11 protein-coding genes and 1 pseudogene are annotated in these 12,596 nt (G+C 42.6%); 6 read left to right on the top strand and 6 right to left on the bottom strand.

What is annotated here, in order from left to right; genetic code table 11:
* Positions 1-146: 146 nt before the first annotated feature.
* A complete protein-coding gene (locus VXQ11_RS02555) occupies positions 147-530 on the bottom strand; it encodes a prepilin-type N-terminal cleavage/methylation domain-containing protein (protein ID WP_416682280.1) in 384 nt (127 codons plus the stop codon).
* Between the two features lie 469 nt (positions 531-999).
* Between VXQ11_RS02555 and metK the strand changes: the two genes are divergently transcribed.
* From metK to VXQ11_RS02540, 3 genes are all read left to right on the top strand, one after another.
* The gene (gene metK, locus VXQ11_RS02550) at positions 1,000-2,166 is read left to right on the top strand and encodes a methionine adenosyltransferase (protein WP_005246700.1); all 1,167 of its coding nucleotides are present in this window, start codon (positions 1,000-1,002) and stop codon (positions 2,164-2,166) included.
* 228 nt (positions 2,167-2,394) lie between these two features.
* Positions 2,395-2,739 (top strand): hypothetical protein, encoded by a 345-nt coding sequence (locus VXQ11_RS02545; RefSeq protein WP_144723927.1) that lies wholly within the window; start codon positions 2,395-2,397, stop codon positions 2,737-2,739.
* Positions 2,740-3,014: 275 nt separating this feature from the next.
* Positions 3,015-4,226, top strand: coding sequence for a YeeE/YedE family protein (locus VXQ11_RS02540; RefSeq protein ID WP_416705332.1), 1,212 nt, complete (start codon positions 3,015-3,017; stop codon positions 4,224-4,226).
* A gap of 52 nt (positions 4,227-4,278) precedes the next feature.
* Here the strand turns inward: VXQ11_RS02540 and VXQ11_RS02535 are convergent, their stop codons facing one another.
* From VXQ11_RS02535 to VXQ11_RS02525, 3 genes and pseudogenes are all read right to left on the bottom strand, one after another.
* Complete coding sequence (locus tag VXQ11_RS02535; protein WP_416705331.1) at positions 4,279-4,788, bottom strand: hypothetical protein; 510 nt, start codon at positions 4,786-4,788, stop codon at positions 4,279-4,281.
* A 63-nt stretch (positions 4,789-4,851) separates the two neighbouring features.
* Entirely contained in the window at positions 4,852-5,631 is a 780-nt protein-coding gene (locus tag VXQ11_RS02530; RefSeq protein ID WP_191730628.1) for a TIGR03915 family putative DNA repair protein, read from the bottom strand.
* Positions 5,631-6,890 (bottom strand): annotated as a pseudogene (locus VXQ11_RS02525) (putative DNA modification/repair radical SAM protein). The gene VXQ11_RS02530 and the pseudogene VXQ11_RS02525 overlap by 1 nt, the downstream one beginning before the upstream one ends.
* Positions 6,891-7,097: 207 nt before the next feature.
* On the opposite strand from VXQ11_RS02525, the gene VXQ11_RS02520 reads away from it, so the two are divergent.
* On the top strand, positions 7,098-8,141 hold the full coding sequence (locus VXQ11_RS02520; protein WP_064095949.1) for an NAD(P)H-dependent flavin oxidoreductase: 1,044 nt from the start codon (positions 7,098-7,100) through the stop codon (positions 8,139-8,141).
* A 59-nt stretch (positions 8,142-8,200) separates the two neighbouring features.
* On the opposite strand, the gene VXQ11_RS02515 is transcribed toward VXQ11_RS02520, so the two are convergent.
* Both VXQ11_RS02515 and dusB read right to left on the bottom strand, forming a co-directional pair.
* Complete coding sequence (locus VXQ11_RS02515; protein ID WP_416705330.1) at positions 8,201-8,878, bottom strand: hypothetical protein; 678 nt, start codon at positions 8,876-8,878, stop codon at positions 8,201-8,203.
* 247 nt (positions 8,879-9,125) lie between these two features.
* Complete coding sequence (gene dusB / locus VXQ11_RS02510; RefSeq protein ID WP_416705342.1) at positions 9,126-10,145, bottom strand: tRNA dihydrouridine synthase DusB; 1,020 nt, start codon at positions 10,143-10,145, stop codon at positions 9,126-9,128.
* Positions 10,146-10,274: 129 nt separating this feature from the next.
* Between dusB and VXQ11_RS02505 the strand changes: the two genes are divergently transcribed.
* Together VXQ11_RS02505 and VXQ11_RS02500 are read left to right on the top strand one after the other, a co-directional pair.
* A complete protein-coding gene (locus VXQ11_RS02505) occupies positions 10,275-11,870 on the top strand; it encodes a tyrosine-type recombinase/integrase (RefSeq protein ID WP_396470072.1) in 1,596 nt (531 codons plus the stop codon).
* Positions 11,871-11,916: 46 nt separating this feature from the next.
* Positions 11,917-12,495, top strand: coding sequence for a hypothetical protein (locus tag VXQ11_RS02500; RefSeq protein ID WP_035342380.1), 579 nt, complete (start codon positions 11,917-11,919; stop codon positions 12,493-12,495).
* Positions 12,496-12,596 lie beyond the last annotated feature (101 nt).

The raw sequence follows: 12,596 nt of genomic DNA, 5'->3' as shown, positions 1-12,596 counted from the left end.
TTTCGACAGTTAGTTAGCTTTTTAACCCCTAAACCTATGAAAATCGGGTGGGGATGATTTTTTTGTCGTGTGCAGAGAAAATATTTATAAATCCATATAAAAATCTAATTAGCTTAGGCTAAATTTTTAATATGGATGGACTTTGATTATTGACCCTGACAATCGTTCGGCAAATAGCGCTGCTGAATATTGGTTGAATAACATTTCCCACTATAAACATCAAAGGCAATTGATTTCCCGCGAATCGCGGCATCTACACCTTGTTGCCGCATCTTAAATTCAATCCGGCAGGCAGCGTTAATGATCACTTTTTCGATATATTGGCTACCACCACCAATCTGCCGTCCGGCATCACACTGTTGATCCGAGGCAATAAAATGGCTTCGATATACCCTAGCCTGCTGAAACACATCAGCCAATTGAGAACGTACGATATAGCCTTGATAGCTCATAAAAGCCATCGTGGCTAAAATCGCAACAATTATCGTTACAATCAGCCCCTCAATCAGGGTAAATGCCTTTTGATACATCATCTCTGATCTCCGTGTAGTCTTGCTCCAACAGTCCATACAAAAAGATGTAGCTATTCCTAAGTGACAAATATTGAAGACTGAGGCTAATATGAAGATATACCCGGACACCCACAAGACAGCTAGTCGCACGGCATACCCGCTTGCTTTGCTTTATTGATGTAATGATCACTTGCTTAAAACAAGGTTTGAATTTTTAGCTTTATATTCTTTGCACGTTTATTTTTTTAAATTCAATTTGAAATCTAATAATTTAATTTTTTGTCAGTTTGGGGTGTTAAATATTATTAATGTATGTTCTCTCACGAATACTGCTGATTTAATAGGCATATCAATTTTTTTAATTCTATTAATCAATTAAAAACACAATATTTTGAAACAATTTCGTCCAATTTTGTTGCGTTAAGCTAGTCCTAGAGCGCAACTCGATGTAACATATCGGGTCTTTAAAATTAACTGTGATAGGACTATGCGCGAGTACGCTGTATTTACTTCGGAATCTGTAAGCGAAGGCCATCCAGATAAAATGGCTGACCAAATCAGTGACGCTATTTTGGATGCAATCTTAAAAGAAGACCCATATGCACGGGTTGCTTGTGAAACGCTTGTAAAAACAGGTGCGGTTGTACTTGCCGGTGAAATCACCACTACGGCAAATGTTGATTTTGAGGCAATTGTACGTCATACCGTGAACGGAATTGGTTATCACCATTCTGATCTGGGTTTTGATGGCTCAACCTGTGCTGTAATCAACATGATTGGCAAACAGTCACCTGAAATTGCTCAGGGTGTCGACCGCCAAAAACCTGAAGATCAGGGTGCCGGTGACCAAGGACTGATGTTCGGTTATGCAAGCCGTGAAACTGATGTACTGATGCCTGCCCCGATTTCATATGCACATCGTCTTATGGAAAAACAGGCTGAATTACGTCGTGATGGTACGTTGCCATGGTTGCGCCCGGATGCCAAAAGTCAGGTAACTTTTGCTTATGAAAATGGTGTGCCAGTACGTTTAGATGCCGTAGTCCTTTCGACTCAACATGATCCTGAAATCACTCAAGCGAACCTGAAAGAAGCTGTGATTGAAGAAATCGTGAAAAAAATCATTCCTGCTGACATGTTCCATGCCGACACCAAATTCCATATCAACCCGACTGGTATGTTCGTGATCGGTGGTCCTGTGGGTGACTGTGGTTTGACTGGCCGTAAAATTATCGTAGACACCTACGGCGGTATGGCGCGTCATGGTGGTGGTGCTTTCTCCGGTAAAGACCCATCTAAAGTTGACCGCTCTGCTGCTTATGCAGGTCGTTATGTTGCGAAAAACATCGTGGCTGCTGGCCTGGCGGACAAGTGTGAAATTCAGGTGTCTTATGCGATCGGTGTTGCCGAGCCAACTTCAATTTCAATCAATACTTTCAATACTGCAAAAGTATCTGAAGAATTGATTATTGCATTGGTGCGTGAACACTTCGACCTACGCCCATATGGTATTACCCGTATGCTTGACCTGATCCAGCCTATGTACAAGCAAACTGCTGCTTATGGTCACTTTGGTCGTGAAGGTTCGGATACAGCCTTTACCTGGGAAAAAACAGACAAAGTGGAAGCGCTTAAAGCCTCTGCCGGCCTGTAATTTATTCCTGAGAAAAGCCCGCTTTATGCGGGCTTTTTTTATGCTTTAATATCGATTCAATGAAACTTCGACTTACTTATCATCAAAACCTCAAGTAGCTCCTAACCTTTCTCAAATCTATAAAAGTTACATTTGACAAACAATTTTTGATCTATTTTCTAGCATAAATTCAAATAAATAGTTGATAGATTAAATTCCAGCTCTACAACAACAAAAGGATATTACCCGATGAAAAAACTACTTATTGCTTTAGGTTTAGTTACAACTGTTGCCCTGGTAGGCTGTAATAAAGAAAAAGCACCTGAAACAGGTGCCACCACAGGTGAACATCTAGAAAATGCCGCAGATCAAGCTGGTCATGATATCAAAAATGATACACGTGAAGCTGAAGTTAAAACTGAACAGGCCCTAGATAAAGCAGCAGAAGAGACTGCCAAAGCTGCTGATGATGCAGCTGCTGCAGCTTCCCGTGCCGCGGATGCCACTGCTGAAGCAGCTCGAAAAGCCACTGCCTCTACCGCTGCAGCAGTTGAAGAAGGCGCTCAAGATGTACGTGAAAAAGCTGAGAACTAATTTTAGGATTCAGTCTGATATTGAAAAGCCTGCAAATTGCAGGCTTTTTTATCCATGATAGTTCTGGTTATTAATATCTATAAATTTAAAGTGGTTTTATTACCAGATAAAATCTGCATTATATCTAAACCGCCCAATAAGATCAGATAAGCTGATAGACCTTATCAACAATTAGAATGACTTAATAATGATTAATGCCCTAAAACAGGCTGCATTAAAGTTGAAATTCAGTAGAATACCAGCCTTTATTTATTATTTTTAAGATTTTCACTCCCATGTCAGTCATTGTTGCTGCTTCCCAACGGTCGAATATTTCGGTTTGGGCAGCTTTTATCTTGCTTATCATAGGTACAATCGGTGCCTATCAAATCGTTGGCTTAAATCAAGCCCTGTTATTCTTGATTGGTGGTGCACTGGGCATGACCCTGTACCATGCATCTTTTGGCTTTACCTCAAGCTGGCGTGTCTTTATCAAGGATCGTCGCGGTCGTGGTTTACGCGCGCAGATGATTATGCTGGCTCTGGCCGTCTTGCTGTTCTTCCCCGCCTTAGGTGCGGGTGAGTTATTTGGTAACCCAGTTAAAGGCAATGTTAACCCCGTTTCCATGTCAGTCATGATTGGTGCCTTTATTTTCGGTATCGGCATGCAACTTGGTGGCGGCTGTGCATCCGGTACCCTGTATACCGTAGGTGGTGGTAGCGCACGCATGCTGGTGACGCTCTTGTTTTTCTGTATTGGGTCAGTGATTGCGACCTCGCATCTTGACTGGTGGTTTGCCCTTCCGCATCTTGAACCGATTTCTCTAGTAGAAAGTTTAGGGGTGATCCCTGGATTACTGTTGAGCTTTATCATTTTTGCCATTATTGCTGCAGCAACAGTTTATTTCGAAAAGAAACGTCACGGTAGTCTCGAAATTGAGCCCAGTAGTAAACACCAAGGCTGGAAGCGCTTTATCCGTGGTCCATGGCCTCTGATTTGGGGTGGTATTATCCTGACCTTACTCAACTTTGCGACTCTGGCATTGGCAGGTCGTCCTTGGGGCGTGACCTCTGCACTGGCTGTGTGGGGTGCCAAAGGTGCAAGTCTTGTAGGTATAGACGTTGCATCCTGGGATTATTGGCAACAGGCTGGTAATGCAAAAGCGCTGGCCAACTCACTCTGGTATGACATTACTTCCATGATGAACTTCGGTATCATGCTGGGTGCTTTGTTGGCGGCGAGTTTGGCAGGTAAATTTGCGCCGAATTTCAATATTCCAAAACGTTCACTGATTGCTGCTGTTTTAGGGGGCATAATGCTGGGCTACGGCGCACGCTTAGCTTATGGTTGTAATATCGGTGCATATTTCAGTGGAATTGCGTCAGGTAGTTTGCATGGTTGGTTGTGGCTGGTATTTGCCTTTATCGGTAATGGCCTTGGGGTAAAACTTCGTCCGATTTTCTTCCCGGATGAAAAACCGCAGCCTGAAAAACTGACCGGTTGTTAATGCTTAAAATCAAAAGCCCATCTTGATGATGGGCTTTTTTTGTCTTCAGGATTTACAGCGCAGCTTTTAAATTACAGCCATAACCCATGGTCTGCTGAACCTGACGATAAGTCGTATAACGGTCCAGAATAAAGGTATAAAAATGATCGGCGTCGGAGAAATTGGCTTTTAAATTTTCATTCTTGGCATTGGGCAACCGGATGTCATTAACCAGTTCTAGACTGTAATGTCCCAAGCGGTACATATCGGCAAAATAACTATTCATCATATCGCAATAGGCGATTTTACTGGGTTTTAATGCGGTACTGCTAACGAGATGCTGGTTCAAGCTTTGCAGATTATTGACATCTAAAGGAAACTGGTGTGCGAAAGCAATACTTTCGACTTTCTTAAATTTCTGAAAGTCCTGGGCTAACTGGACATTGAGGGCATCAAAACGTTGCTGCAGTTCCTGTGCAGTCTGAACCTGATATTTGACTGGATCTACGACCGGTTTTTGTGGTTGTTCCGAACATGCAGTTAATCCAGTGAGCAGCGCTAATGACGTTAGCCATACCTTCATGTTTATACACTCAATTTAAATATACCAATGCTTATTATGCCTGAAAGCGGCCTGATATACTGTTTAAAGTAATTTCTCATTCATATAACGCCAGTAGCGCTTTGGCACATATTGAATATGCAATTTCATGTTCTTGCGCGCCTGAATATTCACACTATTGAAATAATCTTTCCAGAGCTGATCATATAGCAGTTCTTGATCATCCAGTTCAATACTGAATGACTGACTATGACCAATCCGGATTTGCGGATCGATTATTTCCGCGTTCATCTCGACCTGATGCATCTGCCTTAAATCATAATAAATACCGTAATTACGCTGCTCATCATAAATCAGCCAGCTTTGATCCTGATAACGCTCCTGAAAATGTCGGGAAATAATCGGCAAGACATTAAAGTCCGGTCTGACCAGACTCAGAAACAAGCCATCTTTGGCTTTTTTAAAGCGTACAAAAGCCTCCATGCGATGCTTTTCCCGACCCACTTGCTTGGCCCATTGCGACATGCCGATTACCGCAGCATGACCATAATCTTTATCGACTGGACGCTGGTTTTGAAAGACATAAACTGCAAAATCAAAAAGACTCTGAAACGCTGCTTCCTGCTCTGACAGAAAGGTATAGTAAAAAGCACGCAAACTGCTGGAAGATACTTTCTGCTTTAATCCCTGCCACACCCGCTGCCCATGTTGATCATTAGAGGCCACATGGATAAATTCATCAAATAAACCTGTTTGTGCTTGAGGATTGGCCGTCACTATCACATTAAATTCTTTAAACTCGAAAGCACGAAATACACAACTGAGCAGACCAGTCATGCTGCCATCAAAACAGTAACTTGCCACTAAAAACCCAATCCTAATTGAGGTGAAAGTTGCTGCTGATACTTGGATTGCCCTGACATCAAAATTTGCTGGCGGATCTGATGGGCGTGCTGATCTTTCCTGAATTTCGGTGTATCCGCACAGCGGATAAAATGCTGCGCCCGGTTATAAGCCACACCCATACGCTTTAGCTGGTCAATATGGATCTATCCAAAACGGCGTGCCTGTACAATTTTCTGGGCAGAACGCACGCCAATCCCAGGTACACGCAAAATCATTTTATAGTCGGCACGGTTAATATCGACTGGAAAGGCTTCAGGATGACGCAAGGCCCAACTGAGTTTGGGATCAATCTCCAGCTCCAGATTCGGATGCTGCTCATCGACAATTTCATCAGCAGCAAAGCCATAAAAACGCATTAGCCAGTCGGATTGATACAGACGGTTTTCTCTTAATAATGGCGGTGCTGAACCGATGGCGGGTAAGGTTTTCTCTTCAGGATTAATCGGGATATAACCAGAGAAATACACCCTTTTCAGCTTGAATTCCTTGTAATGCCGGTCAGCCATCAAAATAATGTCCTGATCGGTTTCACTATGCGCACCCACCACCATTTGTGTAGTTTGTCCGGCAGGTACAAATTTTGGAACGGACTTTATCAGCTTGCGTTCATCTTTGAGCTGGATCAACCGGTCACGCACAATGCCCAAGTCTTTTTGTACTTCAGCATGGGTTTTCTCAGGCGCAAATTTTTGCAGTCCCGCTTCCGTCGGCATTTCCAAATTAATACTCATACGGTCGACATACAGTCCGGCTTCGGTAATGATTTCCTGTGATGCACCCGGAATAGTTTTTAGATGGATATAGCCATTAAAGTTTTCTTCGAGTCTAAGTTTTTTGACGACTTGCAGCATCCGCTCCATGGTGTGATCGGCTGATTTAAAAATCCCTGAACTGAGAAACAGCCCCTCAATATAGTTACGCCGATAAAAGTTCATGGTCAGATCGACGACTTCCTGCACGGTAAATGCTGCACGCTGAACGTCATTGGAACGGCGCGAAACACAATAGGAACAGTCAAAAATACAGACATTAGAGAACAGAATTTTCAGCAAGGAAACACAGCGGCCATCTTCGGTATAGCTATGACAGATGCCATTCCCTGTATTGCCCACACCCTTGTCTTTATTTTTACGGTTGCTACCGCTGGATGAGCACGACACATCATACTTGGCAGCATCGGCTAAAATTCGCAGTTTTTCACGGATACGATCAGACATGGGCTCAGAGGATATTTGACCAAAAAGCTATTATAAAGTCTTACTTTCCAGACCTATAAACAACCCGTCCCAATTGCGACATAGTGTGTCGTAACAAATGTAAATGGCACGTAACCCATGCTGCAGTATTTCAAAATAAAATAACCAATATGATTTGCTTAATTTGGTGCTCAAAGGCAAAGTAAAAGCATAACAAGGAGCAAATCTATGTCTTTATTAGAAAATCTTGGAATTAAACATCCTATTTTCTTGGCACCGATGGCAGGTGTCTCTACACCTGAGCTTGCTGCCGAAGTGTCCAATCAGGGCGGCTTGGGTTCACTGGGTCTGGGAGCCAGCAGTATCGAGGCTGCCCGACAACAGATTTTAAAGACCCAGGAACTGACTGATTGCCCTTTTCAGGTCAATTTTTTCTGTCATGACAGTGTGTCTGTAGATGAAGCTGTAGCACAGGCATGGATTGCACAATTTAAAGATAAATTTGCCGAATATGGCGCTCAGGCACCGGATCATTTGGAATGCATTTATCCGAGTTTTAAAGACAATGATGACTTCCTGAATCTGATACTGGAAACCAAACCGCGAGCGGTCAGCTTTCATTTTGGTATTCCGCATCCACATCAGATTCAAGCCCTCAAAAAGGCCGGAATTCTGACTATGGTATCTGCCACCAACTTTGCCGAAGCCAAGGCTATTGAAGCAGCGGGAATCGATATTATTGTCGCACAGGGTATTGAGGCTGGCGGACACCGGGGAGTTTTCTCAACCAAATTTGATGCCTCAGTTAAAACCTCGAATCTGGTCAAGCTGATTAGACAGCATTCGTCCTTGCCCGTTGTAGCGGCAGGCGGAATTATGGATGGTCAACAGGCCAGACTGATGCTGGATTTCGGTGCAGAGGCAGTACAACTCGGAACTGCATTTGTACAATGCAAATCTTCCAATGCCAATGAGGACTATCGTAAAGCTCTACTTTCCAAGCCACTCACTCAAGTCAGTGCCAGCATTTCCGGTCGTCCTGCACGCGGCATCATCAATCACTGGCATATGGAAGTCGATACCCCAGACCGTTTGGACGTGCCAGCCTATCCATATACTTATGATCTTGCTAAACAGCTAAATGCTGCTGCTGCCAAACATGGAGATAAAGGTTATGGTGCATTCTGGGCGGGTTCAAATGTAGCACAGATTCGTGAAATGGAAGCCTCCGATCTGATTAACCAGCTCGTACTGGAAATGTCGCACCCTTAATCATTGAAATCATAAAAAAACCTCTCTATATAGAGAGGTTTTTTAATTCAGCCAGATTACTAGCGTGTAACACGATGCCAGGCATCTTTAACCGCGAATTTCGCTTCTTCCCAATTTAGGCGTGATTCACCTTTCAGTTTTTCCCACTTGGTACGCAGTTCAGGTTCGGCACGATCAAAATCTGTATCACGATCATACATTGAGCGGTTTTCATAACCGACTCGGTAGGCATCGCGATAGTCGCGATCATAATCCAGATCGATATAAGTGGTCCGCATTTCACTGAAATACGGGCGGTTTTGATACTCATCTCTCCAGTATTTATCTTCTGCAATCAGATGATCCGGATGTCGATAGTTATCGACTTCTGGGTGATTTTCAGGATGCTGATAGTTATCGGTCTGTTTTTGATGATCTGGCGTAGCAATATCATTACCTGCAATTCCGCCTACAATTCCACCGATAATACCACCTACCACTGCACCTGGAGGACCACCTACCAGACCTGCAACTGCTCCCACAGCCGCACCACCTAAAGTACCAGCGCTGGTCGCAGCCAGATTATCCTTACCTTCATTCATGTCAGGAACATGAGGATTATCTTTTACGGGGGTATTCAAATCCGGGCGTGCATTAGTGTCAGCAGGATTGACATTCAGACCTTCACTACGTTCTTGTGGCAATTCCGTTGACGTTTTATGACTAAATTCTGTAACTGGACGATTGGTATTTGTCATATAGATCTCCCTCAATCATGACTACAAGCCAGAAAGTTCACATCTGGGTTATATATGGATGAATCTATCTTAGAGGAAGCCTGAGTAAGCAATGTCCAAATCCTGTCCAGTTTAAGTGAACAAAATGTACTGGTATGTATTAGATGCACTCAAGTGTAAACAGAGTGCTAAAATTTGTCTGCTCAAGATAAAAAAGGTTGGTATTTAACACAAAAAATATTACCTAAATCTGTCAGTTGTCCTGACTTTATTGGGTCTGCAGTAAATTCACCGCTTCAACCTGTACATCATTCATTGTAAGGCCATGTTCTAGCAGGGTATTAAAATAATCTTCTACCACACGATACTGGTCAGCGGTATTTTCTACCTGATACATGCTTTGACGAAACTCGTTACTAGATCGCAGTCCTTTGGTGTACCAGGCAATATGTTTACGGGAAATTCGGCAGCCGGAATATTCGCCATAGAACTCGTATAATTCTGTCAGATGTCCCAATAAAACTTCTTTGACTTCTGCAATACTCGGTGCATGCAGATGTTGACCAGTTTTTAGATAATGTGCAATTTCACGAAAAATCCAGGGCCGGCCTTGTGCTGCACGTCCAATCATAATTGCATCTGCACCGGTATAATCCAGCACATATTGGGCTTTTTCAGGACTGTCGATATCACCGTTAGCAATCACAGGAATATTCAACATTTCCTTTACATCTTTAATAAGTGTGTAACGCGCGGTATTCAAATACATGTCTTCACGGGTACGGCCATGCAAAGCCAATGCTGCAATTCCCGCTTCTTCCGCGCGTTTCGCGACCCGCATAATATTTTCCTGTCCATTCAAATAACCAAGACGGGTTTTTAAGGTTACCGGCACGTCAACTGCAGCAACAACTGCATCTAAAATACGCGCAACCAAATCTTCATCCTGCAACAAAGCTGAACCAGCAAGTCGGTTACAGACCTTTTTGGCTGGACAGCCCATATTAATATCAACAATTTGTGCGCCATTGGCCACCTGATAACGTGCCGCTTCAGCCAGATCATGCGGGTCTGAACCAGCAATCTGCGCCGAAATCGGTGCCAGTTCCCCATCAAAATTGGCACGATATAAGCTTTTTTTACTCATTCGCAAAGTTTTGTCGGACGTCATCATTTCACTCACCGCATGACCTGCGCCAAAATATTTGCACAAGGTTCTAAACGGGCGGTCGGTTACACCTGCCATGGGGGCCACCCAAAGCTTCCTATCTATTGATCTTCCAAACAATTCTTCAATTACATTGTTTTTGCTCAAAATCTTTAACCTCGTTTAACTTCGTTTAGTCGCTTCGTATTGACTTTTAGTGTCCTTTGATTGCACCCTACTTGCACCCCAATATTTTAATGGTGCAAATTCATGGGAACAGTCACTAAGCGACAAACAAAAGACGGCACAACCCGGTATAGAGCTCAAGTCCGTGTACAACGTCAAGGCTACCCTGAATTTAAACAATCCAAGACCTTCAGCAAAAAGTCATTAGCTGAGGACTGGATCAAACGCACGGAAGCAGAAATCGAATTGCACCCTGAAAAAATGTTGAATCCGGCGGTGCAAATAAAGCACAAAACGCTCAGGGAGTTCATTTATCAGTATTTGGAAGAAGCGGACAGCTTTGCCAGAACAAAAACTGGAGCACTACAGCACATCGCTAGTTTAGATATTTCTGAGAAGAATATCTATTCTTTAACACGACAAGACTTTTCTGATTATGCAATTATGCGAAGAAAAGGCGATCCAGTTAAAGGAACTGATGGTGTTGCACCTGCCACCATCCTAAAGGATTTAAGCCATATCAAGGCTGTTATCGTTCATGCAGAATTTGTATGGGGCGAACCTTTAGAAACGGTACTAATCGAATTTGAAAAAGCCATGATTGGCCTTCAGAAGTCGCGGATCGTCACCCGTTCAAAACAGCGTGACCGCTTACCAACAGCTGAAGAACTTCAGATGCTGACCAACTATTTTTATAAAAGCTGGAAACGTGTCAAGAATTCAACGCCGATGCATCTGATCATGTGGTTTGCCCTCTACACTGCCCGCCGTGAAGATGAGCTGTGTTCATTGCGCCTGGATGATTACGATGATCTGAATTGTCAGTGGTTAGTCAGAGATGCTAAGAATCCGAATGGATCCTTGGGTAATCATAAGTATGCTCACATGGAACCAAGAGCCATCAATATGATTGATGAGTTTATGAAACCAGAAGTCCGAGATCGAATGCTTGCCTTGGGATATGACAAGAATCTTTTAATTCCAGTGAATACGCGTACCGTGTCGACTTACTTTACCCGGGCATGTAATGCGTGTGGTATTAGCGATTTGCGCTTCCATGATTTACGCCATGAAGCTGCGACCCGTTATGCAGAAGATGGCTTTACCATTCCTCAGCTGCAGACTATCACTCTTCATGAATCATGGAATACCCTTAAGCGATATGTGAATCTTAAAAAACGCGGTACCCGATTAGAGTTTGAGGAAGCGATCCGTGTTGCGGAAGATAACTATAATAGTTATTACAAAGAATGGAGTAAAAAACAGCGCTACATGGCATTGGTGGATAAAGATGATGCCTTTGAAGATGAAAGTGAAATTAATGTTGAATTTGATTTCATTAAAAAGCACCTGGATGTATTCATTGAGATTCACCAAAACAATAAATACTTTAAACGCCTGCATGTAAATAAGTTAAATAGCAATAATCCATTCGCCTGGGATAATTCAAATAAACGTTTTGTAGCTCATGATATCCAATTAGCTTGGGAAGACTGGTTTACTGAGAATGGAAAAGTAGACTGGGATGAGTTACCGGAAGGAAGTACACATTTTGGTATCAAGGATCTGACTATAGTGAAGAAACTTAAAACCCGTACTTATGTATGGGAGACATCTATTCAAGGCTGGATAGATAGTTTTGGACAATATGTGATTGATGATAAGCATCTTGGAAAATAAAGATGATGCAGGATTGGGCTGATATTGTGGACGAGTGGAAGGAATGATGGATTTTTTGCAGAGCTACAATGGATCAATACAAGCGCTCGCTGCGGTACTTAATCTTATCTTTGTCGGAGCATTGGCTTTTTATTCGCACAAACTTCAAAAGAAGAATTATTCGATTGAGCTTTACTCCAGGCTTCAGCAAGAAATTAAAGACTGCATAGGTGAAATTAATGAGTGCATTAAATATTTTACCATCCAAGAGCATAAAACTTCTTTGTATTTGTATGAATTACATAATAAAAAAGATGATGATCCTTACCATATTGATCTTGCCGAGCACATACTAAGAGATTTAAATAAAATATTAATAAGCCTTAAAACCCTTAGATTTCTTACGAGTGAACTGAATAGCCCGCTTGAACTGAAAGATTTTAAGGACAATCTGCAAATAAGTAATTTATCGAAACTTAATTCATTTAAACATTTTCTTTTAGCAAACCACCCGGCAATTAGATACGAAGATCATGTGAATGGCGCAGAATCACATTGGGTTGATGAGGAGTATTCAGCGAATAAAGCATTTAGGGAGACAACAGAAATAATAGAAACCCTTGAAAGGATATTAAGATCCAAGTGAACAACCCGCACTTAAATAACCCCCACACATATCCCCACATTTACATTTGTCGTAATTGAATGAGCTGTGCAGCCCTCACTTGAGGGCCTTCACAATAGCGC

Origin of the sequence: Acinetobacter sp. 197, from assembly GCF_048148385.1 — a bacterium.
Lineage (GTDB): Bacteria > Pseudomonadota > Gammaproteobacteria > Pseudomonadales > Moraxellaceae > Acinetobacter > Acinetobacter pecorum.
This window is presented reverse-complemented; position numbering and strand designations above follow the sequence as displayed.

What these genes read in the sequence shown, in the direction of transcription:
- VXQ11_RS02555 (WP_416682280.1), bottom strand. Translation starts at nt 530, where the DNA reads ATGTATCAAAAGGCATTTACCCTGATTGAGGGGCTGATTGTAACGATA.
- metK (WP_005246700.1), top strand. Translation starts at nt 1,000, where the DNA reads ATGCGCGAGTACGCTGTATTTACTTCGGAATCTGTAAGCGAAGGCCAT.
- VXQ11_RS02545 (WP_144723927.1), top strand. Translation starts at nt 2,395, where the DNA reads ATGAAAAAACTACTTATTGCTTTAGGTTTAGTTACAACTGTTGCCCTG.
- VXQ11_RS02540 (WP_416705332.1), top strand. Translation starts at nt 3,015, where the DNA reads ATGTCAGTCATTGTTGCTGCTTCCCAACGGTCGAATATTTCGGTTTGG.
- VXQ11_RS02535 (WP_416705331.1), bottom strand. Translation starts at nt 4,788, where the DNA reads ATGAAGGTATGGCTAACGTCATTAGCGCTGCTCACTGGATTAACTGCA.
- VXQ11_RS02520 (WP_064095949.1), top strand. Translation starts at nt 7,098, where the DNA reads ATGTCTTTATTAGAAAATCTTGGAATTAAACATCCTATTTTCTTGGCA.
- VXQ11_RS02515 (WP_416705330.1), bottom strand. Translation starts at nt 8,878, where the DNA reads ATGACAAATACCAATCGTCCAGTTACAGAATTTAGTCATAAAACGTCA.
- VXQ11_RS02505 (WP_396470072.1), top strand. Translation starts at nt 10,275, where the DNA reads ATGGGAACAGTCACTAAGCGACAAACAAAAGACGGCACAACCCGGTAT.
- VXQ11_RS02500 (WP_035342380.1), top strand. Translation starts at nt 11,917, where the DNA reads ATGGATTTTTTGCAGAGCTACAATGGATCAATACAAGCGCTCGCTGCG.